Source organism: Spirosoma lituiforme (assembly GCF_054776635.1).
The window spans coordinates 237,928-261,793 of record NZ_BAAHBO010000005.1; the positions used below are offsets into that span (position 1 = coordinate 237,928).

Here is a 23,866-nt window from a genome sequence, read left to right on the forward strand (position 1 = left end):
GTCTGGTTCTCTGGTTTTAATCGATGACCGTAAAGCACGACACCTAACTCCTACCGAAAAGAGTTAGGTGTCGCATTATTTTAACCGTAAGTATGTCGTTCCGGACGCGTATCGCAAAATACCCCACCGGTTGATTGCACCACTCAGTCTTTGTTTACTTTCTTCTGGGAATACCGACTTGCAGACCAACGTTGACGGTAAAAAATCTGGACGTCTTATCAACGTTCACATTGCCAAATGTCCCTACGTATGCACTTCCATTACTATTGTCGAATATGACATTGTAAGCCCCTTCGGCAAAAATGCCCAGATTACCTATGGCCAGCATAAGCCCTGCCTTTGGCGCCACCCCAGCATGAGTTGACCTGATTTTACTACTCTCCTGTCCGTTGAATGTAATTTCCGTACCAACGGCATAAGCGCCCACTTCAGCACCAATATAAGGACGCAACAAGCTCCCCGTCAGATAATAGTCAACCTGCGCCGTGATAGGAATGATAGCCTCCAGGTAGTTCAGGGTCTGCCCACCAACGGAGATCGTTCGACTTTCGCCGAAAGCTTTAATACCAACACCTACGTCAACTTTTGGGCTTAGGAAAACCTTTGCATTCAACCCACCTCCGTAGATCGTCGTTGAATTACGAACATTTGAAAAGGCCGCAGACCCATTAACGCCAACTGAAAACTGAGCGAAGGCAGGTGTTAATACAAGTAGAAAAAAAACCAGGATGGCACAAACGCTGGTGTACACTTTACTCATCATAATGTAATTATAGTTAACTTATTCGCAATAGTAGTTAATTATATCTAATATTGATATACTAATTATACAAAAAAGATAGAAATATTACCCTTTTCGAATGAAATTGGATAAACGAAGTTCAGAGGCTACGCAGCCATTCGGCAAATTGATATTGAATAGCCTCTACGGCCAGGCAGCGCGAATATTCGTGGTTGCGGGACTGGTAGGATGGGGATTAAGTGACTGCAAAACTACTCCGCTTGACTCAACGCTCCCCGTTTTTTCGACGGACACTACCGGAGACCGACAGATCGTAGATGTGATTCTGACCTACAATATAGATCTCACAACCGATCAGCTTTACCTATACCAGTCTTATCCAGCCCCCTCATCGGTAGATGCTACTGGCTGGAACGCAGAAAAAGCCAATCAGGCCGAGCATCAACAGGCATTCAGTTTATTTGCCCGCATCATTCCAAAAGCCTACCGAACGCAATTGAAGTATCTTTCAATACAACAACTGGACAAACAAAACCTGGTATTTGCCGCCATGGGGTGGCAGAAAAATAATTCGTTGTCTCCATTCAGGTTAATGCTCGTACCTAACATACTTCAGTATGTTGATTCGATTCCGGCCTTCAAAGCCCCTGCCTACCAGAGCAATACATTAGGCTATTCCATCTCTGTTTATACGATGATTCATGAATTTGGCCATTACCTGACTTGGGCAGACAAACAGGCGTCTGGCGTGACTGGGCAGACAGTTACATTTGGGTCAGGCTCGATTGTGGACAGCCTGATAACCAGGTACTGGAAGCCTCATCTCACTGATGACGTAGTAACCACTTGCTTTCCTAAATATGGAAAGATGTTTTTTTGTTTCCCGTCAGGCTCGTTTGTTGGATCTTACGCCAGTACGTCGCCAGAGGAAGATGCGGCAGAATCCTTTGCTCAATTTGTGTTACTGGATGCCAGGCCGACGGGCGCTACGGAGGCTGAACGAAAAATTCGCTTATTCTATCAGTCGCCCACCTTTGTAGACGTACGGACCGCTATTCGGGCGAATTTGAGGCAGATGGGTATCACTCCCCGAAGTCCCAACTGGCGTTTATGACGCAAACAGGCAGAATTATCAACTAATTTCCAACTTTCACCCAGCAGAGCCGGTTAAACTAGCTTACAGGCGGCTATCAGGCGTAGACATGGCTACAGTTCGTGTCAACATCACACCGATCTATCGACTAGCCGGTCTTGTCTCCAACGGCATCGTCCGAGGGGCAAGCCCCTGAGAATGCAGGGTTTTATAGATGTACCCACTCCCGTATTTATAGAAGTAGCCAATTTTTTGACGATGCCTTCAGGACTTTTTGCGTTATTGGATGATATATCGGCCTTAGTAAAAGCAAGCGCTGCCAGTTTAGATGATGTACCAACTCAGGTGGCTAAAACGACCGGAAAAGTGTCGGGCATTGTCATTGATGATACGGCCGTTACGCCCAAGTACGTTGTGGGTCTCGATCCATCCCGGGAGCTGGCCATTATTTACCAGATTGCCAAAAAATCGCTAATCAATAAGCTCCTGATATTAAGTCCAGCAGCCTTGTTACTCGGTTACTTTGCTCCTTGGGCTATCACGCCTATTTTAATGGTAGGTGGCGCTTATTTATGTTTTGAAGGCTACGAAAAGGTTCATTCTTTGTTTAGTCATCACGATAGCCAAACGGAAAAGAAGCCGGTAAAAGAGATTACGCCCCAGGAACTGGAGAAGGAACGAGTGGAGAGTGCAGTTCGCACGGATGTTATTTTATCGGCCGAGATTATGGCTATTGCGTATAGCCAGGTAACCGGCCAGCCGATTCTTAACCAAGTTGTGGTGATGCTGGCGGTGGCCGTTTTCATTACGGTGGCCGTTTATGGGTTTGTGGGCCTGATTGTTAAAGCCGATGATATGGGGCTACACCTGGCTGGCAGTGAGCAGTCACCAACTACGCAGAAAATAGGCCGCGGCATTGTAAAATTTATGCCTCATTTCTTGCGTTGGCTGGGGTATATCGGTACAGCCGCCATGCTGTGGGTCGGTGCCGAAATCATCGCGCATGGCATACCGTATACTGCTCATTTACTGCACGATCTGGAACAGAGCTTATCCTCCATGCCGGTCGTCGCCTGGTTGGCCAAGGCCCTGGCCTGCGGAGCTGGCGGGCTGGTAATCGGCTTTATGATCGAGAAGATTGTCGTGCTGGTGAAAAAGGTCTTCTTCCAGTCCAGAGAATAGCGTAACCAGTTCATCCAGTTTTTTGCCTCCTGTACCTATTTTCTATCGTCAGACAGTCGATCCACGACCCTTGTTCATTTGTCGCTACTCCAACTTTTCTGAAAAGGCAATCTGTGTACATGACCATTAACAGACTGCGAGGCTAAAATACCTTATTGAATCAAGGTCCTCACCGTTACGGTATAACGATAAAAAATACGGGCTGACTACAGATTTCTGTAATCAGCCCGTTTTGGTACCGGGAGCCGGACTCGAACCGGCATGTCCTTGCAGACAATGGTGTTTGAGACCATCGCGTCTACCGATTCCGCCATCCCGGCGACAGAATCGTCACACTTGCGTGTGATGCGTTTGTCAAACGTGGGTGCAAAACTAGGTTTTTGATATGGCTTATGCAAACAAAACGTGAGATAAATTAAGCCACATCGCTAATCAGCGGGCGTTCGATCATCTTATTCATACCGTAGGGCATCAATAGGATCAAGTTTAGACGCTCGGACGGCAGGATAAATACCTGCGAACAAACCAACCGAAACGCAGACAACAATACCCAGGCCCATCCAGCCCCAAGGAACAATAAAGCTGCCTTTCCCTTGGCTGATAACGCCCGCAATCAAATTCCCAACGCCCAAGCCCAACAGGATTCCGCCTATTCCGCCCAGAATACAGATAACAATGGCTTCAATCAGAAACTGTTCCCGAATCCGTTTGGGTGTTGCACCCAGTGATTTACGGATGCCAATCTCGCGAGTCCGTTCAGTTACTGAAACGAGCATGATATTCAGCAAAGCAATCGATGCGCCTAACAAAGTAATGAAACCAATGCCGAAGCCGCCAATGCGCAGATAGCCCGTAATATTGGCCGTTTCTTTAGCCAGGTCATCGGCGCGTTCGATTTCAAACGAATCCAGCTGACCGAGTTGGTCATGCCGAACCAGTCGCATCGTGCCCCGTGCTTCATCGACGGCTTCGTCCTGATCCGACACCGTTGGCACAGAGGTTGTAATGTCGAACGAAAGCTTTTGGGTTCCGGCCAGCGCCCGGGCGTTATCGAGGGGAATCAGGATAATACGGTCATCGCCACCACCCGAAAAACCGCCTTTCTTATCCAGAACGCCTATAATTTTATATTGGGTACCCGAAACCCGGATAACCTGACTGAGCGGGTTAAGCTTTTTCTCAAACAAAGTATTGGCGACTTCGATGCCAATGATCGCGACGTTCAGCGCGTGGGTCAAATCATTCTGCGTAAAATTGCGACCATTCTGGATCGTAAATCCTTTCACGTTCAGGTAGGCATCATCGCCCCCGATAAGCTGCACATTGGGGTTCGTTTTCTTCGAGCCAAATTTGGCCTGCGCAGCGCCCGATACGGCTGTTGATACCGCAATGGTAGCTCCATAAGGAAACCGTCGCTTAAAGTTCATGGCATCAAAGTAGTCAATCGGCGCATCCTGTTTTTGCACGCGGCCACCCCGCCGAAACGCATCCTGCCGGGCCACGATACTGAACGTGTTGGCTCCCAGACCCGCAAAACTGCTGTCGACTGAACTCTGTATGCCCTCAATGGCCGTCAGAATACCAACCAATGAGGTAATACCGATGGCAATGATGAGGGAGGTCAGAATGGTCCGCAAGCGGTTACTCGCAATCGAGCGAAGACCTTCACGAATATTTTCAAGTAAGTTCATTTAGTAAAGGTGAAAGAGCAAAAGAGCGAATGAGTGAAAGAGCCTAATGCGCAAACGTATACGCGTAGTTTTCGTCGCTCTTTCACTCATTCGCTCTTTCACCTATATTTTCTCGCACAATATTTGCCTATCTTTCGTTATAACAAAACTACCACAAGCATTTTTATCGGGGAAACCAATGAAGCGCCTGCTGTTACCGTTTATCCTATTTCTCACGCTGACGGCTCAGGTGTGGGCTTCCAAGATTCTGATTCCGATGGATGACACCCAGAAGAATCACTTGAAGGCCTATGGTATTGCCTATTGGGTACTGAAAACGCACGATACCGAAATCGACTGGCTACTAAACTACCGGGGGGGCTCGTTCATGATGCCTCAGAGTCAGTCGTTCATTAACGAGATGGTGATTCGAGGAGTCAGCTACGAAGTTATTTCGGATGCGCAGTCGGCCCAGATACTATCGGAAGTGTCGGCCGCCGATGCCAATATGGATGCGGTGAAGCTACAGAAGCCGCCGAAGGTAGCAGTTTATTCGCCCAAGACGAAACAGCCCTGGGACGATGCCGTGACGATGGTTATGACCTACGCGGAAATTCCCTATGACGTTGTTTTCGATGAAGAGGTCATGAACGGAAAATTGCCTGAGTATGACTGGCTTCACCTTCACCATGAAGATTTTACGGGTCAGTACGGCAAGTTTTTTCACTTTAAGGACCAGCCCTGGTACATTGCACAAAAACAGGAAGCCGAGAGCATCACCCGCAAATTTGGCTTTACCAAAGTACCCCAGTTAAAGCTGGCCGTTTCGCAGAAGATCCGCGATTTCGTGCTGGGTGGCGGTTATCTGTTTGCCATGTGCAATGCTACGGACACTTACGACATCGCGCTGGCAGCTCACAATACGGACATTGTGGATACCTTCTACGATGGCGACCCTGCTGACCCCAGCGCCAATAATAAGCTGGATTTCAGTCAGACACTGGCCTTCAGAAATTTTCAGGTGTACACCAATCCCTATCTGATCGAGTTCTCAAACATTGACAATCAACCCGATGAGCGTGGTTTGAGCGAACATAACGACTACTTTACGTTGTTTCAGTTTTCAGCTAAATACGATCCAATTCCCACCATGCTGACGCAGAACCATGCCAATGTCATCAAGGGCTTTATGGGTCAGACAACCGCGTTCAAGAAGAATTACATAAAGCCCGAGGTAGTCATTCTGGCCGAAAATCGGGCAGCGGGCGAGGCTCGTTACATTCACGCTCCCTATGGCCGGGGCTTCTTCACGTTCTATGGTGGGCACGATCCGGAAGACTATCGACACGAAATTGGTGAAGAACCCACTGACCTTAACCTTCATCCCAACTCGGCCGGCTATCGCCTGATTCTCAACAACATTCTCTTCCCCGCTGCGAAGAAAAAGAAACAAAAGACGTAGGTCTGGCTCAGTGATACTTGATCAATTATCGAACCACTCCGATACCATTTCTTCCTGAGATTTGCTCTCTAGTTTTCGCTCCAGATCGTCGGGAATTTTAGGAAAGAAATCAATGCCGGTTAGCTGCTCAATGCGATCGACCGGCACCACAAACCGGCTTAAGGAACTGTCCGACGCTTCGTTGTTCAGCAAAAAGCCAATCATTCTGATGTTGGGTTTGTCGCAGTACAAAATCACTTTGTAAAATTTTTCGGGCACACTCACTTCAACGGTTTTACCGATAGTGGGTAAGCCGGGCTTGAGAACGGCACCCGTGACTACGTATATACCCTTATCCCGAATGGCCCACGAGCGGACTTTCTCTTCGAGTTCCTTCCAGATACCCCGGTTAAAATCAGGCGTCTGAGGCGTAATGTTGCTCATGAAGAACGTCTCACGCATGATTCGCTGCGAAAACTTAAAATCTCCGGCGGGTGCCAGGTGCCCCCGGTCATAGCCCGAGCGGGTGTAATCGGATGGAAGCGCGGTGCCGTTTTCTACGTTTGGATCGGGTTTGAATTGCTCAAATTTCCGATCCGCATCGCCCGTCGTTTCGTAGTTCAGTAACGGGTACGCTACCCAATCTGCGTCTTTATATTGATTCTGATACCGAAGTGTGTACCCTTCGTGCCTTACGATGTCATCACCGGCTTTGACCAGCGGCAGGAGAAAATCAACCTGCTTTTCAAAGTCAAACCGCACATTTCCCGACGAGCCGCCTGTCGGCGCGTTAGACCGATTATCGCTGGCTTCACTTTCATCTGATTTCGGCTTACCTTTCCGCCGACTGCGCGTAGTGACATCAGGATCAGTTGGCTCGGGAGCTTTGTACGGATTATCTTCATCAGGGTGTGATCTCGAGCGACCCAGCCCGATCATCTGCCGGAAGTCGTTCCAGAACGCCACTACCGGTTGAGTACGGCCACCGTAGTGCAGAAACAGGCCAATAAGAAAGAAAAAAAACAGTATTACGAGGGTATTACCACGCAGCCGAAAGCCCCGACGGGAATACTTTTTGTTTGAAAAGCGAGGTTTGAAGAACATAAAAGTAAAGTTACACTGTTTTTGTCTTGGTGATAAGTTAGTCCGTCCGATACAAACTTTCTTAAGGAGTATATTCATTACCCGAACATGGGTAGCCGGTTCATAATCCATGAACCGTTCCCCTCAAAGTGCTGTTAAAAACTCATGTCATCGTTGAATATCGTCGTTATTGGGGGCGGAGCGTCTGGTTTTTTCGGGGCTATAACAGCCGCTGAAACCTATCCGGACGCAACCGTCACCATCCTTGAGAAAACCCGCACGGTACTGAACAAAGTCCGTATTTCGGGCGGAGGACGCTGTAATGTCACCCACGCCTGTTTCGAAAATCGAACGTTTGTCAAGCACTACCCGCGTGGCGAAAAACCGTTGCGCTCATTGATGAGCCAGTTCGATGCAGCCGCAACCGTTGCCTGGTTTGCCAGACGGGGCGTAACGCTGAAAACAGAAGCCGACGGGCGTATGTTTCCAATCACAAATACGTCCGAAACCATTGTAACCTGCCTGCTCCAGACCGCTCGTCGGTTAGGCATTGGTATTCGTACCAGTTGCGGGGTTAGCTCCATAATGCGCGACGAACAAAATCGCTGGCAGTTACACCTACTCACCGACGAAGTTCTGGTGGCAGATCGGGTATTGATCGCTACGGGCGGTTTTCCTAAAGCAGACGGCTACGACTGGTTGCCCGAGCAAAGCGAATCGCTGTCGTTGCCGGTTCCCTCCCTGTTTACGTTCAACATTCCCGACAGCCCATTTCTGTCATTGGCCGGTGTGGCCGTACCGGATGCAAAAGTTTCGGTACCAGGTACCAAACAGGAGCAGCGCGGCCCCTTACTGATTACCCATTGGGGGTTTAGCGGACCGGCTATTCTGCGTTTATCGGCCTGGGCAGCCCGCGATCTGGCTGATGCAACCTATCAGTTTACGCTGCGAGTGAACTGGACACCTACCCTGAATGAGAACGAGTTACGAACTACGCTCCAGAATTTCAGACAGCAGAATGGCAAGAAACAGGTCATCTCTCAAAATCCGTTCGGGCTTCCTTCCCGTCTCTGGCAGGCACTGATACAGGAGTCGGACATATCCGACACGCAGCGGTGGGCTGATTTGCCAGCCAAGCCCCTTAACCGACTTTCTGAGCGACTCACCAACAGTCAGTTTCGGGTTACGGGCAAGAGTACCTTTAAAGATGAATTTGTGACCTGCGGGGGAATTTCGTTCGATGGACTACATCCGCAAACGCTCGAAAGCAAGGCCCAACCCGGTTTGTTTTTTGCCGGTGAAGTGCTGGATGTCGATGGTATTACGGGTGGCTTTAACTTCCAGAGCGCCTGGACAACCGGTTATGTAGCCGGGCTGGCTATTGGCCGTTGACTTACTGATTCAGGATAGTGCGGGCCGACTCTTCGTCGCGTTTCAGCTGCGCGACCAGGGCGGGTAACCCATCAAACTTTTGCTCAGGACGCAAAAACTCCTTGAATTTCAATGTGATGTGCTCGCCGTATATGTCCTTGCCGAAGTCAAAAATGTAGGTTTCGATGGTTTGATTCGTTCCCGCAACGGTAGGCCGAAAGCCAATGTTGAGCATACCGCCCAGGGTTTGCCCGGCATACTCTACATCAACCGCGTAAACGCCATTAGCCGGAATAAGCTTGGATGGATCATCGACCTGTAAATTAGCCGTTGGAAAACCAATGGTACGGCCAAGCTGACGTCCTTTCACGACCGTTCCATTCAAACTATAAAGTCGTCCCAGAAACCGGTTTGCGGTTTGCACGTTGCCTTCATTTAGAGCCGCCCGAATTTTTGACGAACTAACCCCTACAGCCTCTACATCCTGCCGGGGAATTTCCTCCACTTCGAACCCATACTCGCTTTGATGGGCCTGAATATAGTCGAAACCGCCTTCACGATCCCGGCCAAAGCGGTGATCGTACCCGATCACGAGTTTTCGGGTGCCGATTTTACCAATCAGAATCTGACGAATATACTCTTCAGAGGTTAATTCAGAAAACGAGCGCGTGAAAGGAATAACGACCAGATGATCAACCCCCGCCTGATCGAGCAACTCTATTTTCTCGTCCAGCGTTGTCAGGAGCCGCAGATTCTGGCTGTCGTTGGAAACAACCGTTCGGGGGTGTGGCCAGTACGTAATCAGAACGGACTCGCCCCCGCTAGCCTTGGCAACTTCGGTCAGTCGGGACAGAATAGTCTGATGCCCAAGATGAACTCCATCAAATGTACCGCTCGTCACAACAGCATTTGGTAGGGGTTGGATATCGTCGAGTCCTTTGTAAATAATCATTCGTTTGTCGAAAGTGGATCAGGCAGCGAAGCACGATGCACAGCAATAAACTGTTCGATGGTGGCGGCATCCTCCACCCGAAAGTTACCAATGCGTGTTCTGCGCAGGCCGCTCATGTAAGCACCGTTGTTGAGTAATAAGCCTAAATCGCGTACCAGACTGCGAATATAGGTGCCTTTTGAACACACGATACGAAAATCCACTTCGGGAAAGCGTTCGGTGTTCACCTCAAAAACCGATACAGTAACGGTGCGTGCCTTAATCCCACCGTCAACCCGATCGGCGGTTTCGCCCCGACGTGCCTTCTCGTACAACCGTTCTCCGTTTACCCGAATCGCGGAATAAATGGGCGGCACTTGTAGAATGTCGCCCGTTAGCTGCTGAGCGGCTTCCTGTATCTGATCGGGCGTAACTCCGCTTGTATCAAATTCGGCATCAATTTCTGTTTCAAGATCGACAGAAGGCGTTGTTTTACCCAGAACAAGCGTACCCGTATATTCTTTTTCCTGCGCTTGGTACTGATCAATTTGCTTGGTCATTTTGCCCGTGCAAAGAATAAGCAAACCCGTTGCCAATGGGTCGAGCGTACCGGCATGACCTATTTTTTTAAACTTACAGGCGTGTTTAAGCTTGTTCGCCACGTCGAACGATGTCCAGGTTAGCGGCTTATCAATTAAGATGACCTGACCTGGATCAGGGGTTTGTTCCTTGTTCAATGACAGTTTATAGTTTGTACGGTTTCCTACCGGAATTGACTGACCGGCTTAGTTGATTGAATGCCCTGCCATTACAGTACGTCCAGTTTAACGCCAGCCGCCATCAGGCCCAGCAGCAGTAAGCCGAGGGCAATGCGGTAATAGCCAAACACCTTAAATCCGTAGCGGTTCAGGAAGCCGACAAAAGCGCGAATGGCCAGCAGACCAACGAGGAAGGCAATCACGTTACCAATCAACAACGTCTGGTAATCAGCCGGCTGTAGAAGCTTGTATGTTTTGAGCAGCTTGTATCCCGAAGCAGCGGCCATAGTCGGTACGGCCAGGAAGAAGGAAAACTCGGCGGCCTGTGTACGGCTCAACCCCTGAAACATACCACCGATGATGGTTGCTGCCGACCGGGATACGCCCGGAACCATAGCGATGCACTGAAAGAACCCGATTCGGATCGCATCGGGCACCGTTACATCACCATCTTTCGGTTGCCGGTTAACAATGCGATCAATAAATACGAGCACAATACCGCCCAACAGAAGCGAAATAGCCACGGTGGTGATACTTTCCAGCAACGAGTCGATAAAATCGTTCAGCAGGAAGCCAATAACGGCGGCAGGCAGAAAGGCAATCAGAATTTTACTGTAGAAATCCGCCATGGGCTGCAGGCGGATAGGCAGCGATTTGAGATAACCAGGAACGACAAAAGTCCCTTTTCGGGTGTCCGTCATGAAACGACGGTGATACAATACCAGCACCGACAGGATGCAGCCAAACTGAACATCAACGGTGTATAACTTGGTGAATTCATTCCCGGCAATGCCCGCCAGCGAAGAGTAAATAATCATATGGCCCGTTGAGGACACCGGCAGAAACTCGGTTAGCCCCTCAATAATGGCCAGTGCAATGGCATGAATCAGATCCATTAATACTGGTTTGTAGTTTGTAGTTTGTCGTTACCATCTGTCAACGACAGACAAACTTAGAGTAACTGGCACGAAACGACAAACCACAAACCACAAACTTTACGCCTTAGGACGGGCGAGAATCGCAAAAAATTCGAGCATGAACCCGCCCATAACGACTAAAGGACCGAGGGTTAAGCCCAGAAATCCGAAGCCAAACTCTTCTTTGTCGAGACTCATAATAAAGAATCCGGCTAGAATAATACCGATACCTGCCAACATCAGGGTATAGTTCTGCCGACCAAAGGGCAACGCAGCAGCGGTGTCCCGCCGGGTTGGTTCTACCACCGACGACCGGGTTGTAAGCGGTTTAAGAGGCACCGGTGTGGTGGCCACTATTTTAGGGGCTGGTTGTTCGCGGACCAACGTTGGTGCGCCCGCCTGTTTATCTTTTGCCATGTTCGTTCGTCAGTTATGCTTTTTGTGTAACCCTAAAATCGCCCTGTAGGTTTGCGCTGTCCATTACGGCGATTAAACCATAACTGATTCAGCAATAGCCTGATCAATAAAGCTCATCTATTGTTAGGCCCAGATACCGGTTGACGGCCTGAAAGGTGCTCAGGAAGCCGATCAATACACCCAGCCCAACAATACCAATCATCAGAAATACCATCTTTTCTGTATCCTGAAACGTTCCCAGTTCCGGCAGATTATGAATAGCGATCTGTAAACCGGCTAACAAAAGAACGACGGCAATAATACCCGCTAAAAACCCCTGCCACATGCCCCGTCCCAGAAACGGCCGCGTAATAAACCCATTTGTTGCCCCAACCAACTGCATGCTTCGAATGAGCAACCGCTGGGAGTGCAGCGCCAGCCGGATTGTGTTGTTCATCAGCACAACAATGATGATCAGCAGAATTAAAGCAAAAGCCGACATCACGGCGTAAATTTTTGTAATGTTCCGATTGATATTATCGACCAGATTTTCCTGATAGACTACCTCAAATACGCCATCTATTTCTTCCAGATCCTGTTTTACTTCCTGCAATTTAGCTTCCTCAAAATAGCCCTCGTTGAGCTTAATGCGGTAGCTGTCGTGCAATGGATTTTCGCCCAGAAATTTCGAAAAATCTTCCTTTGTTTCGGCAATGAATTCTTTGGCGGCTTCGTCTTTAGTAACCAGATTTATTTGTGGTACCCCATTTATTTTTAAAATGTAAGGCTGCTCTGCTATGGTCTGAAAAAGCGCGGTGCTCTGCTTGGCACTGAGGTCTTTATCCAAAAAAGCCCGCACTTCGTAATGCTCACGAATGTATGTTACCAGTTTCTTTGACTGAATAGCTAGCAAGCCACAGAAACCAACCAAAAATAACGCCAGCGTCAGACTGAATAAAATCATGCCACTGGGATACGCACCTACTTTTTTCTTGTTACGAGCCATTTAGTGGGTTCGTGTTATGGAGACAAAAATAACGGATTCGACCGGGGAAAGGTCGAATTTAACAAATTTTAGCATAACGGGCCGAAAATCAGCACCGAGCCAGTAGTGGCCACCCCCGAAACGTTGGGTTAGCTTCGTTCCGCAAATACAGCGTCCGGATAGCCAACTTCCACCAAATATAGTCCGTTGGCGGGTGCTGCCCGGCCCGCTATAGTACGATCCTGCGCCCGGATGATGTGCTCAAACTGGTCGAGACTCATGCGCCCCTGCCCTATTTCGAGCATAGTGCCGACAATGGTTCGCACCATTCCCCACAAAAACCGGTCGGCTTTAATATGAAACGTCAGGCAATCGTCATTTGTATGTTTCCAGTACGCAAAATCGAGTCGGCAATGAAAGTGCGTAACGTTAGCTCTGGCTTTACTGAAACTCTTGAAATTAGTATGCTGCAAAAGGAGTTTGCAAGCGTTGTTCATCCGGTCAACGTCCAGCACTGGCCGAAAGTGGTACGTCAAATTGCTCTGGAAAGCATCTTTTTGCCGCGTAACATGGTATTGGTAGTACCGTGACGTAGCCGAGAACCGGGCGTGGTCTTTCGGTCGAACCGGAAAAATCGTGTGGATAGCGATATCCTCGGGTAACATGCAATTGATCGAGTAGATAAGGGACTCCGTCAACTCAAGCGGTTCAGCAACCTCAAAATGGGCAAACTGCTGCTTTGCATGAACACCCGCGTCCGTACGCCCACTCCCCATAATGTAAATGGGTTTACCCAGCCGTTGAGTGAGGGCAGCTTCGAGCGTCGTCTGTACGCTAGTCCCGTTAGCCTGTGTTTGCCAGCCATGGTAGGCCGTTCCCCGATACGACAATTCAATAAAATAACGCATACCGGGCAAAAGTACCGTTTAATCCGCTTTTGTCAGCTACCACAGACACCGACTTGACTGATGTGTTATCGGTCACTGAGTACCGGCAAACGAGGTTTTTAAAATGCAAACCTGGTAGAAGCAGTGAAGAGCCGTGCCACGGCTCTTCACTGCTTCTACCAAAGACTTCTAGTACAAAAAAACCAAATGCCCGGTGGTCATAAAGATCTAAACGTTCTCTATGACCACCGGGCATTCACGTACTATATTTTCGCTTAGCGGGGACCGCGCTGACGTCCACCTTCACCATTCCCTCGTTGTGGCTGTTCCTGACCACCGGGTTGCGCCTGGCTCTGCCCACCCCGGTTCTCGGGTATCCGCTGGAAGTTTCCGCCATCACTACGGCCACCGGGCGCAGACGGCGCATTCTGCAAACCGGGCGAGCCGGCATTGTTCATGGAACCGGCCCGTTCTGCCCGATCAAATGGGCGATTAGGTTGCTGCTGCTGGAAGCCGCCGGGCTGCGATTCCCCTCTCGAATTACCACCCGGCTGAAAACTTCCCCGACCGGACTCAAAACGATTGGATGGCGTTGGCGCTGCGTTTCCGGGATTTGGCGCGGGTGCACTTACCGTACTGCTCCGATCAGCGGGCGCATTGTTATTAAAATTCCCATTGTAGCCTCCCCGGCTAGGGCTACCGTTATACTCCCGGTTGGGCGTATTGTTCGAGTTGCTATAATCGGGACGGCCCGGTGCATTATTCCCGTTGTAATCCCGGCCAGGCAGGTTATTAGTACCGTTGTACGGATTATTTCCACCGTAGCTACCCCGATTAGGGACATTGTTGCTGTTATAATTAGGACGCGATGAATTATCGAACCGGTCATTCCGGTCAAACCGATCATTCCGATCATAATTTTGTCCGTATCCCGACGGGCCACCGGGCCTGTAGAAACCCACGGATCCATTGCCGATCACAGAGCGTCCGGGACGATCCAGCGGGTCGATCCGATAGACCGGAACATTGCGTCGGGTAATCCGCTCGATCTCTCCCCGGTTTGGGCCATATACATAAGCTCGGTTGTTGGACCGGTATATGTTATTGATGATGGTTGTGTTCTGGTAGATGTTCACCACGTTTGGCCGGGCTACCCGATAGCTGTACAGGTAGGGACTGGTGATATACACCTGCGGCACGAAAGTCCAGTAAGGAGCCGGAATGTTTATGTTAACATTGATGTCCAGGCCGGGGCCTAATGGAGCCCAGCCGTAATAGCCACCACCCGACCGCCAAGATACCCAGGCTGGCCCCCAGTCGTTACCCGGAATCCAGGCCCAGCCGAACTGGTTGTCGAAATACCAGCGTCCATAGTGGAACGGTGCCCATCCCCAAGGGTAATCCGATACCCAGGTATTACCGAACTCGGTCACGACCCAATGCCCGTCTGTTGCATAAGGCTGAAAATCCTGGCCTACGTTGGGTATCCAGACCGAACCATACATTGGACTGGGCACCCATTGCCCATAGGGAGCCAATTCATTATAAAATGTTTGAATAGGAACGCTGATGCCCGGCTGTGCTGAAACCTGCCGGGGGGATAATGGCTCCAGCGCGAGCACCGCTACCAGGCCAAGTACGTTTATTATTGTCGGGATACGCATGACGTTTGGTCGTTTTCTGCCGCGTACTGAAACGCGTCGAAGGTTAGATGTATAACCGCTCAAAACGTTTAACGTACGAGTAAACAAACTTCGTCTTTGTGTAAAAAATGCCCAACGTATCTAACCAGCTTACCGACCCAGGCCAACTATGCACTACAGCCAGTTTTTACGCCGGAATATCCAGACCGTTAGTGCCGACGACAGCACCATCATCGCCAGCGCAAACGCGTAACCGTATTTCCAGTGGACTTCGGGCATCTCATCGAAGTTCATGCCCCAGATGCTGGCCAGCAGGGTGGGCGGCAAAAACACCAGCGATACAACGGTAAAGATTTTAACGACCCGGTTCTGCTCCAGGTCAATCAGACCGAGGTACGTATTTTGCAAGAACTCCAGGCGTTCAAAGATAAAATTAGTGTGGTCGATCAGCGAATTGATGTCTTTGATCAGCGTTCGTAACCGTTGTTGCTCGACCTCGTTGAACCAGCCATCCGACCGAATCATTGACGATATAACGCGTTGCTTGTCAACCACATTTTCCCGAATAGACATCGTCAATTCCTGGTAATCGTTGATATTGAGCAGCATTTCCCGATCAAGGTTGGCATCAAGGTCGAGCATCCGGTTGATCGCTTTGATTTCACCGGACACCATTTCGATCAGGTCGGCATCGGAATCAATGCGGGATTCGAAAATGGAAATCAGAATCTGTGCACCATCGTTGAACAATGCCCGGCGCGACTTGATGCGCTTAACGGTATCAGCAAATGCTTTCAGGTCGGCATTCCGGTACGTGAACAACGTATCGTCTTTCAGCAGAAAACTTACCGGTACGGTCACGTAACGGTGCTCGGCATCGGATACCAGAAAGTTGGAATTGGCAATCAAAAAATCGTCTTCTTCAATATAACGCGAGCTGCTTTCAATTTCAAGCTGCTCCTGCTGGCTCAGAAAATCAACGTCAAATTTCTCCTCCACCCGCTTGATTTCAACAGGTGTTGGATTCTGAAGATCCACCCAGAGCGTTCGTTCTGTATTGGAGAAAGAATCAATATCACGGATTTTTCGGACGGACGTTGCGTCTTGCTGAAAGATTCGGATCATAAAATCGAAAGCAGAGTATATGGCCGCGAAGTTCGTAGAAACAAATCATTTATTTTGCCCTGATGATGGCTGATTTTCGGCTTTAGCTATCTGTTAAAACAATCTTAACAATATAATTATTCGAAGCGATACCCTCTGAAACAATCATTTAAGCGGCTACTCATTGACTCTTTTACGATATCACGCACAAAATCGTTGTATTAACTGTTACCCTTTTAGCTGAGCCTAACCCGCTTGGCTGTTGGCTATGCAACCCGATTATCTTATTAATACGCGCTCGACTATCGACCGTCGGCCCCAGGCCATCAGCCTCTGGGAAACGGCTCACTTACTTGGTTTCCCGGCTGCCATGTGGCGGCTGCCGAACCAACTGGACAAACACCTGATTGTGTCGTTTGATGAGGTGTTGCCGCGTGTATCGGCTGACCTGGACGAGCTGCCCGCCGGTTTTTTGGTCAGTCCTTTCGACAACCTCGCGGGTACGGCTCCAACCAATACATCGGATGGTGTCACGACAGGAAACAGCAACCAGACGCTTTTCCTGAGAGCTGATATTCAGGCTTCTTTCGCTGAATCAGGTGAAGCGCACTCAACGGCTTTTACACACACCACAGCCGATGCCGCAACGGCTAACACGTTCTGGCAACGCGTATCAATTCAGCCTGTCAATCGACCAGCAAGCCAGTCTGTTCAACATGGCGTAACGACATTGCCCGATCCGGAAGCGCAGGCGGAGTATGTTCATAACGTAGCCCTGGCGGTTGAAGCCATGCAGCGGGGTGAGTTCAGGAAAGTGGTTCTGTCACGAACAAAACGGATCGTTTTTACGAATGCGCCGGATGCTGTGGCTCTGTTCGACAAGTTGTGCGCGGCCTACCCAACGGCTTTTGTTTCGGCCATTTCAATCCCGGAGAAAGGACAGATATGGATAAGCGCCACGCCCGAGCGTCTGGTCAGTGTGGATGCCAACGGCATCTTCAAAACAGCGTCGCTGGCGGGAACACAATCGGCATTTGAGCCGGATGGTACGCCCAAACGGCCCGCCGAAGCGATGTGGTCGCAGAAAGAAATTGAGGAGCAGGCGCTGGTAAGCCGTTACATTATCGAGTGCTTTAAAAAAATCAGGCTGCGCGAATACCTGGAAGAAGGACCCAAAACGCTTATCGCCGGAAACCTGATGCACCTCAGCACTTGCTTTTCGGTAGATACCCAGGCGGTACGCTACCCGCAACTTGGCACCGTTATGTTACGGTTACTGCATCCAACATCTGCCGTGTGTGGCATGCCTCGTGATGTAGCCTTTCGGTTTATCGGTCAGCACGAAACCCATGACCGGGAGCTGTACAGTGGTTTTGTCGGCCCAGTCAACATCAACACGAATAACGAAGGTCCGGCAAGCGACCTGTTCGTTCACATACGCTGCATGAAACTGGAGGGTACGCTCGCAACCCTATACGCGGGTGCGGGCTTGACGGAAGATTCTGTTCCCGAGCGCGAATGGCAGGAAACCGAGATGAAGTGCAAGACACTCCTCAACATAATAATGACAGATAAATGACAAATTTCACTTCATCATTTATCTGTCATTATTGACTGATTATGCCCCTTCAGCAGGATCGTTGGGGGCGCGGGACCCGTCTTCGGCGGTTCGGCCACCAGCTTCACTGGCCGCAGACGATTGCGTGTCTGCGTCAGGAGCGGTCCCTTCCGTATCAGCGCCTTCAGTTGTTACAAGGGCTTCCTCCTGCGGGTCTGGAGTTGATTCTAGGTCTGCCATAGTCTTGGTTGAGTAAAGAATGTAGTGAAAAATTTTTCGACTTCCGGCTAACCGAGCCGTCAATCGCGGTGCAGGAATAGCTTACTCCATGCTATCGTCATCCAGGTCATCTTCAATAGAATCGTCATCCAGATCTTCGTCCAGGTCCTCCTCATTGAAGTCATCTTCGATGTCGTCCAGATCATCTCCTCCGTAGCCACTGGCGGCACCGGAGCCAAGTTCATCGAAATCAGCTCCCGCATCGTCGAAGTCATCTTCATCATCGTCGAAGGCGGCTGTTTCTGGATCTGGGTTAAGCATCAGAACGTCTTCGTCCTGATCAAATGCTAGCTGGTTAATCATGATTTAAAGAGTATAAAAGTTAGTTCATCCCTGTTAACGCGTCTCTTTCCCGGAAGGTTTAGCGATTGCAAAAACTTATTAAGATTTGCGCTATAACAGTGTATTCAGTTTGTGAGTTAGTTGATTGCACCCCTCATACCAGCCATTCATAAGCCAATATACATGCGACACTATCAACTCCAGCGACTCGTTGACCAGCCAATTATACAAACAAGCGATGTAAATCCAACAATCGACGGCTTTGAGGTACTGGGTGCTTTTAACCCGGCGGCCTGCGTGTTTGACAATGAAATTCTGCTGCTGCTGCGTGTGGCAGAAGCGCCGAAAGCCGAGAAAGAGACAATTCTTATTCCGTTGATTGAAGAGCAGGATGGTGTGCCGACGCTGGTAATCAAGCGCTTTCCTGAACCAACCGAGCCATATGATCCCCGCGTCATACCCATTCAGGGCAAGACGTACCTTACCTCGCTGAGCCACTTACGACTGGCCCGCAGCCGGGATGGTATTCATTTTACCATTGACGATAAGCCCTTTCTTTTTCCGGCTCGCCTGGACGAATCGTTTGGTATCGAAGATGCCCGGATCACGTTTCTGGATGGTAAATACTGGATTACGTACACAGCCGTATCCGAACACGGACCGGGGGTAGGTCTAGCCGTGACTACCGATTTCAAAACCGTTGACCGCCTGGGAATGATTTTACCCCCACCTAATAAAGATGTGGCGCTGTTCCCGCAAAAGATCCACGGGAAATACCTGTTGCTACACCGACCCATGGTGTCAGAAATTGGTAAACCGTCCGTTTGGCTGGCGGAATCGACCGATGGTGTACACTGGGGCAACCACCGCTTTCTGTTCGGTGGCCGGGGCGGAACAGACGCCCGTTTTTCCTGGGAAGGCGGTAAAATTGGCGCCGGACCGGAACCGATCCTGACCGATGAGGGCTGGTTAGTTTGCTACCATGGCGCGGACCAGACTCACGCGTATGCGCTGGCGCTGGCGCTGCTCGACAAAGACGATCCATCCATTGTACTGGACCGCTCGGAGACTCCCCTCCTCACACCCGATTTAGTCTGGGAACAGGAAGGATTTTTCCCCAATGTTGTCTTTTCCAACGGCTGGATAAAGTGGCCCGAAGGCAGCGACAAGGCAGGAAAAATCTGGGTGTACTACGGTGCCGCTGATTCGGGAGTTGGCCTGGCGGAGTTAGTGAGAACGGAAACTTTACCAGAGCCTTTATTATAAATACGTCTTCTTCACCAGGGCTACCGTAGTGGCTGGCTCGTAGGCAGCGTTCAGTCGGGTTGCGTTCTCCTCTACGGTAAGCTCAAATCCGGCTTCTTTCCGTCGTTGGTTTACAGCTTTTACATTGGCGATTGGCCAGACAAAACAGCGCGACTGTTTGGATGTTTTCATGGGTCGGCAGGTTACCTGCGTACCGTAGATCTGCGGCTTGCTACTGTTCATCAGTGAACGATCAAGCATCATGGCATACTGAAAAAAAGGCAGTTCCCCCTGATCAGCGGCTTTTTTTATGGCCGGCAAATAGGTTCCGATTTTATCGGAATGCTGAATAATGTAGAAGATCGCCTGATTGGTGGGTGAGCCGACCAAGCTTTTGCCAGGATAGCCATATTGCTTGATAATGGCTTCTGCCCGATTCAGATTACTCGAATCAACTTTCGTTTGCTCAGCCCACAGAATACTAGCCAGCTTCGACCGATCCGTTTTATAGAGGGTGCTCAGGCTATCCGTAAACGGCTGGTTATTTCCCAGTTTAGCCAGCCATTCGCGGTTGCGCTGATCCAGCACGTACATGCTATCCAACTCCTGCTTCAGGCGGGTATTTTGCTGAGCGTATGACAAAATGGGCACACAAGCATATAAAAGCGTGAAAAATTGCAGGTATCTCATAAGTAGTAGACTGATTAACAGATGGTGGTTTATTGGCGCTGGCTTTTTTGTAGTTTACGTTAGTTTTTAACTCTCCTCCTTTAATGAAAAACGTTAGCCAACTTTTACTCTGTCTCTTCCTCTCAACGTCGCTGTTCGCGCAGAGCCAGAAAAGGCCGCTTACCGCTGCCGACTATGACCGCTGGCAAAGTGTCCGATCCGAAAAGATCTCGAACGACGGCCGCTGGATTGCCTACCAGATCGACCCCCAAGAGGGCGACGGCCGGTTGGAGGTGACAACATCTGGTGTCAACTCAAACCGGAAGCAGTATGTTTTCTCGCGCGGTTATATGGCTCAATTTACTCCCGACAGCCGGTTTCTAGTGATGCGCCTGAAAGCCCCCTATGCCGACACGCGCAAAGCAAAGCTCAAGAAGAAAAAGGCCGACGACATGCCCAAAGACAGTTTGCTGGTATTGAACCTGACTACCGGCAAACCAACCAAATTGCCCAACGCCAAATCATTCGCCTTTGGTAAAGATTCGGGTTCGTGGCTGGCAGTGGTGCAGGAGCGTAAAGACGACAAAGAACGGCCGACACCACGGTCAACTTCGCTGAAAGATACACTTACCCCCCTCCCCCCCGTTTCGACAACCGCCGTAGCGACCCGAAAAGGAACGTCCAAAAAGCCCAAAGGTGATGACCTGACGCTGCTGAACATGACCGATGGCACGCGTAAAACCGTTCGGTACGTTTCCAACGTGGCGATGTCCGACAACGGTCAGGCAATTTTTTACAGCAAAGAATCGGCGAATGACTCCTTAAAAACGGGCGAAACCGGCATTCCCGGCGTTTTTCTATTCAACACCACCAACGGGCAAACAATGCTGGTTGATACCAGCTCTAAGCGAAAAATTTACAAAGGACTGGCGGTCGATAAAGCTGGGCAACAGCTCACCTGGATGGCTTCCGCCGATAGCGCCGGAAGCGACGTAAAAGTGTTTACGCTGTATTACAAAAGCCTGTCGCCAGCAATGGCGGCCAAGGGTAAATCAGGCAAAAAGGCAGCACCCGACGTACCGTTCAAAATTATCGCCGACACGCTGACGAACGTTCTCCCCAAGGGTTGGTCGGTCAATGAGTACCGGGAACCGAAGTTTTCGGATGATGGCAGTCGGCTCTATTTCTCGACCTCTCCCATTGCACCAAAGCCAACGAAAGACAGCCTGACGCCCGAGGATGAGAAAGTAAAAATGGACATCTGGACCTGGACCGATAGCCGTCTGCAACCCATGCAACAGCGCCGGTTGAAGGAAGAAAAAGAACGCGGTTTCCTAACCGTTTATGACCCGAAGTCCGGCAAATTAACGCCCCTGGCGAGCCGCGAAGTACCGACTGTTTCGTTCGATCCGAAAAAAAATGCACGTTACCTGCTTGGCCTGAGCGACCTTCCCTACCAGGTTCAGTCATCCTGGGATCCTGGTCATACTGACCTCTATCTGGTTGATGCACAAACCGGTGAGAAGAAGCGTATCGCCAGCGACATTATGGCCTCGCAGCCCCGGCTATCGCCCGAAGGAAAATACGCGTATTGGTTCGATGAACGCGATTCGCTCTGGCGGGCGTGGTCAATTCCCGAAGGCAAACGCATTGACCTGACCCGGGGCCTGCCCAGCAAATTTTTCGATGAAGAACACGACACACCCAACCTGCCCGGCTCCTACGGTGCGGCTGGCTGGACAACCGGCGACCGCTACCTGTGGCTTTACGACCGGTATGACATCTGGCAAATTGATCCTGCCGGTCGCGAGAAACCGACGAGCCTGACTACGGGCTGGGGTCGTAAAAATAAGATTCGGCTGCGCCGGGCGGAGCTGGATAACGACGATGATGATGCCCCCGGCCGGCGGTCGGGTGCTATCGAGAAGGCAATCGACCCCAAAAGTGAACTGTTCCTGACTGGTATTTGGGAGAGTGACAAGGCGACGGGTATTTTAAAAAGCAAAAATGGACTGACAGCCGCCGAACCAACGGTTTTAACCCGTAGCAACCACCGGTATTTTGGTCTGAACAAGGCGAAAAACGCGCCGGTCGTCACCTTCTACAAAGGCAATTACCAGGAGCCGGTCAACCTGTTCCAGACGGATACGACGCTGGCCAACCCCGTACAGCTCACCCACACGAACCCCCAGCAGGACAGTATCCGCTGGGGTAGTGTCGAAATCGTAAAATGGACGGGTACCAACGGCATCAAACTGGAAGGATTACTCTTTAAACCCGAAGGTTTCGACCCAACCAAGAAGTACCCCATGCTCACGTACTTCTACGAGCGGAATGCCGAAACCCTGAATGACTACCGGGCTCCGTCGCCAAGCCGCTCCACGATCAACATTCCTTACTGCGTCTCGAATGGCTACCTGGTTTTTGTTCCCGACATCGTGTACACGACGGGGCAACCCGGCCCCAACGCTTACGACTGTATCGTGCCGGGCGTCTTGAGTCTTCTCGATAAGGGCTTCGTTGACCGGGACCGGCTTGGTATTCAGGGCCAGAGCTGGGGCGGTTACCAAACCGCTTACATCATTACCCGCACGAACCTGTTCCGGGCGGCCGAAGCGGGAGCACCCGTTGCCAACATGACATCGGCCTACGGGGGTATCCGCTGGGAAACGGGCATGAGCCGGGCATTCCAGTACGAAAAAACCCAGAGCCGGATTGGTGGTACCTTATGGGATAAACCCATGAACTACATCGAAAACTCGCCCCTCTTCTTCGCCAATCGCATTGAAACGCCCCTGATGATGACACACAATGACGCCGATGGAGCCGTTCCCTGGTATCAGGGTATTGAGTTATTTTCGGCCCTTCGCCGGTTGAACAAACCCGTCTGGATGCTGGTCTACAACGGCGAAGGGCATAACCTGACCCAGCGGCACAACGCCAAAGACCTGAGTATTCGCCTGTATCAGTATTTCGATTATTACCTCAAGGATGCGCCCATGCCCATCTGGATGAAAGAGGGGCGCAGCGCCGTGGAGAAAGATCGGGGGGAGATGAAATACGGCACTAACCTAAGCGCCGATTCACCACAACGGTAACCAAAAGGAATTTCACGATTAGCGGAACAGAACGCCCGGATATAGTCACATTCGGGCGTTCTGCTGGTTAGTACACTCACCTGTTTCTTATTCGTTGACGACTTCGCCCTTGAAAGACAAGGTTTGCGAGCCACCCTCGGCATTGGACTCGACCGTAACGGTTTTGTTAAAGGCTCCCGGAGCAGCCGCGTTAAACGTTGCCTTGATTTTCCCCGTCTGACCGGGCAAAATTGCCGCCTTGGGATAGTCAACGCCGGTGCAGCCGCAGGAGCCTTTCGCATTGTTGATAACGAGCGGCAATTCGCCCGTATTGGTAAAGGTGAACTCAGCCGTGACGGGTTTACCCTGCGGAATGCGCCCGAAATCATGGGTAGCACTGCGCCAGTTAAACAGAGCCGTTGGCGCAGTCATGGCAACGGAAGCCATCAGTAAAACCAGCGAAGCAAAGAATAGCATGCGTTTCATAAAAAAGCGATTTAATAAGGTTTACAGCACCGCTCACCCGAGCGACAAGGCAAACCTACTCTACTCT

Annotated in this window: 22 protein-coding genes and 1 tRNA gene; 7 read left to right on the forward strand and 16 right to left on the reverse strand. The window is 50.4% G+C overall.

The window, feature by feature from the left end:
* Positions 1-154: 154 nt before the first annotated feature.
* A complete protein-coding gene (locus tag ACYU87_RS18495) occupies positions 155-763 on the reverse strand; it encodes a hypothetical protein (RefSeq protein ID WP_461135564.1) in 609 nt (202 codons plus the stop codon).
* A 97-nt stretch (positions 764-860) separates the two neighbouring features.
* Between ACYU87_RS18495 and ACYU87_RS18500 the strand changes: the two genes are divergently transcribed.
* A complete protein-coding gene (locus ACYU87_RS18500; RefSeq protein WP_461135565.1) occupies positions 861-1,856 on the forward strand; it encodes a hypothetical protein in 996 nt (331 codons plus the stop codon).
* 237 nt (positions 1,857-2,093) lie between these two features.
* On the forward strand, positions 2,094-3,017 hold the full coding sequence (locus tag ACYU87_RS18505) for a DUF808 domain-containing protein (RefSeq protein WP_461135566.1): 924 nt from the start codon (positions 2,094-2,096) through the stop codon (positions 3,015-3,017).
* 233 nt (positions 3,018-3,250) lie between these two features.
* On the opposite strand, the gene ACYU87_RS18510 is transcribed toward ACYU87_RS18505, so the two are convergent.
* A tRNA-Leu gene (locus ACYU87_RS18510) sits at positions 3,251-3,337 on the reverse strand.
* Positions 3,338-3,469: 132 nt separating this feature from the next.
* A complete protein-coding gene (locus ACYU87_RS18515) occupies positions 3,470-4,708 on the reverse strand; it encodes an ABC transporter permease (RefSeq protein WP_461135567.1) in 1,239 nt (412 codons plus the stop codon).
* Positions 4,709-4,886: 178 nt separating this feature from the next.
* Here ACYU87_RS18515 and ACYU87_RS18520 point away from each other — a divergent pair, with 178 nt between their 5' ends.
* Positions 4,887-6,149 carry an asparagine synthetase B gene (locus ACYU87_RS18520; protein ID WP_461135568.1) on the forward strand — a complete coding sequence of 421 codons (1,263 nt, stop codon included), beginning with the start codon at positions 4,887-4,889 and terminating at the stop codon, positions 6,147-6,149.
* Positions 6,150-6,170: 21 nt separating this feature from the next.
* Here ACYU87_RS18520 and ACYU87_RS18525 read toward each other — a convergent pair whose 3' ends face one another.
* The gene (locus tag ACYU87_RS18525; protein WP_461135569.1) at positions 6,171-7,232 is read right to left on the reverse strand and encodes a DNA/RNA non-specific endonuclease; all 1,062 of its coding nucleotides are present in this window, start codon (positions 7,230-7,232) and stop codon (positions 6,171-6,173) included.
* 144 nt (positions 7,233-7,376) lie between these two features.
* Here ACYU87_RS18525 and ACYU87_RS18530 point away from each other — a divergent pair, with 144 nt between their 5' ends.
* Entirely contained in the window at positions 7,377-8,603 is a 1,227-nt protein-coding gene (locus ACYU87_RS18530) for a BaiN/RdsA family NAD(P)/FAD-dependent oxidoreductase (RefSeq protein ID WP_461135570.1), read from the forward strand.
* A 1-nt stretch (position 8,604) separates the two neighbouring features.
* Here the strand turns inward: ACYU87_RS18530 and ACYU87_RS18535 are convergent, their stop codons facing one another.
* The 8 genes from ACYU87_RS18535 to corA all read right to left on the reverse strand — a co-directional run bounded on the left by ACYU87_RS18535 (position 8,605) and on the right by corA (position 16,224).
* Positions 8,605-9,534 (reverse strand): bifunctional riboflavin kinase/FAD synthetase, encoded by a 930-nt coding sequence (locus tag ACYU87_RS18535; protein ID WP_461135571.1) that lies wholly within the window; start codon positions 9,532-9,534, stop codon positions 8,605-8,607.
* Entirely contained in the window at positions 9,531-10,250 is a 720-nt protein-coding gene (truB, locus tag ACYU87_RS18540) for a tRNA pseudouridine(55) synthase TruB (protein WP_461135572.1), read from the reverse strand. Before truB ends, ACYU87_RS18535 begins: the two co-directional genes overlap by 4 nt.
* A 71-nt stretch (positions 10,251-10,321) precedes the next feature.
* On the reverse strand, positions 10,322-11,167 hold the full coding sequence (locus tag ACYU87_RS18545; protein WP_461135573.1) for an undecaprenyl-diphosphate phosphatase: 846 nt from the start codon (positions 11,165-11,167) through the stop codon (positions 10,322-10,324).
* A 99-nt stretch (positions 11,168-11,266) separates the two neighbouring features.
* Complete coding sequence (locus ACYU87_RS18550) at positions 11,267-11,605, reverse strand: DUF3098 domain-containing protein (protein WP_461135574.1); 339 nt, start codon at positions 11,603-11,605, stop codon at positions 11,267-11,269.
* Positions 11,606-11,708: 103 nt separating this feature from the next.
* Positions 11,709-12,590 carry a cell division protein FtsX gene (locus ACYU87_RS18555; protein ID WP_461135575.1) on the reverse strand — a complete coding sequence of 294 codons (882 nt, stop codon included), beginning with the start codon at positions 12,588-12,590 and terminating at the stop codon, positions 11,709-11,711.
* Between the two features lie 128 nt (positions 12,591-12,718).
* Positions 12,719-13,477 carry a tRNA pseudouridine(38-40) synthase TruA gene (gene truA / locus ACYU87_RS18560; RefSeq protein ID WP_461135576.1) on the reverse strand — a complete coding sequence of 253 codons (759 nt, stop codon included), beginning with the start codon at positions 13,475-13,477 and terminating at the stop codon, positions 12,719-12,721.
* Between the two features lie 254 nt (positions 13,478-13,731).
* Positions 13,732-15,120 carry a DUF6600 domain-containing protein gene (locus ACYU87_RS18565; RefSeq protein WP_461135577.1) on the reverse strand — a complete coding sequence of 463 codons (1,389 nt, stop codon included), beginning with the start codon at positions 15,118-15,120 and terminating at the stop codon, positions 13,732-13,734.
* A 153-nt stretch (positions 15,121-15,273) separates the two neighbouring features.
* Positions 15,274-16,224, reverse strand: a complete 951-nt coding sequence (gene corA / locus ACYU87_RS18570; protein WP_461135578.1) for a magnesium/cobalt transporter CorA — start codon at positions 16,222-16,224, stop codon at positions 15,274-15,276.
* Between the two features lie 247 nt (positions 16,225-16,471).
* Here corA and ACYU87_RS18575 point away from each other — a divergent pair, with 247 nt between their 5' ends.
* Positions 16,472-17,782 (forward strand): chorismate-binding protein, encoded by a 1,311-nt coding sequence (locus tag ACYU87_RS18575; protein ID WP_461135579.1) that lies wholly within the window; start codon positions 16,472-16,474, stop codon positions 17,780-17,782.
* Positions 17,783-17,821: 39 nt separating this feature from the next.
* Here ACYU87_RS18575 and ACYU87_RS18580 read toward each other — a convergent pair whose 3' ends face one another.
* Together ACYU87_RS18580 and ACYU87_RS18585 are read right to left on the reverse strand one after the other, a co-directional pair.
* Positions 17,822-18,001 carry a hypothetical protein gene (locus tag ACYU87_RS18580; protein WP_461135580.1) on the reverse strand — a complete coding sequence of 60 codons (180 nt, stop codon included), beginning with the start codon at positions 17,999-18,001 and terminating at the stop codon, positions 17,822-17,824.
* Positions 18,002-18,082: 81 nt separating this feature from the next.
* Positions 18,083-18,343, reverse strand: a complete 261-nt coding sequence (locus tag ACYU87_RS18585; RefSeq protein ID WP_461135581.1) for an adhesin — start codon at positions 18,341-18,343, stop codon at positions 18,083-18,085.
* A 162-nt stretch (positions 18,344-18,505) separates the two neighbouring features.
* Here ACYU87_RS18585 and ACYU87_RS18590 point away from each other — a divergent pair, with 162 nt between their 5' ends.
* Positions 18,506-19,588: a glycoside hydrolase family 130 protein gene (locus ACYU87_RS18590; protein WP_461135582.1), complete on the forward strand. Its 1,083-nt coding sequence runs from the start codon at positions 18,506-18,508 to the stop codon at positions 19,586-19,588.
* On the opposite strand, the gene ACYU87_RS18595 is transcribed toward ACYU87_RS18590, so the two are convergent.
* Positions 19,583-20,257, reverse strand: coding sequence for a DUF6624 domain-containing protein (locus ACYU87_RS18595; RefSeq protein WP_461135583.1), 675 nt, complete (start codon positions 20,255-20,257; stop codon positions 19,583-19,585). The two genes, ACYU87_RS18590 and ACYU87_RS18595, sit on opposite strands and share 6 nt — an antisense overlap.
* Before the next feature lie 83 nt (positions 20,258-20,340).
* On the opposite strand from ACYU87_RS18595, the gene ACYU87_RS18600 reads away from it, so the two are divergent.
* Positions 20,341-23,334, forward strand: coding sequence for a S9 family peptidase (locus tag ACYU87_RS18600; RefSeq protein ID WP_461135584.1), 2,994 nt, complete (start codon positions 20,341-20,343; stop codon positions 23,332-23,334).
* A gap of 87 nt (positions 23,335-23,421) precedes the next feature.
* On the opposite strand, the gene ACYU87_RS18605 is transcribed toward ACYU87_RS18600, so the two are convergent.
* Complete coding sequence (locus ACYU87_RS18605; protein ID WP_461135585.1) at positions 23,422-23,799, reverse strand: DUF1573 domain-containing protein; 378 nt, start codon at positions 23,797-23,799, stop codon at positions 23,422-23,424.
* Between the last annotated feature and the right edge of the window lie 67 nt (positions 23,800-23,866).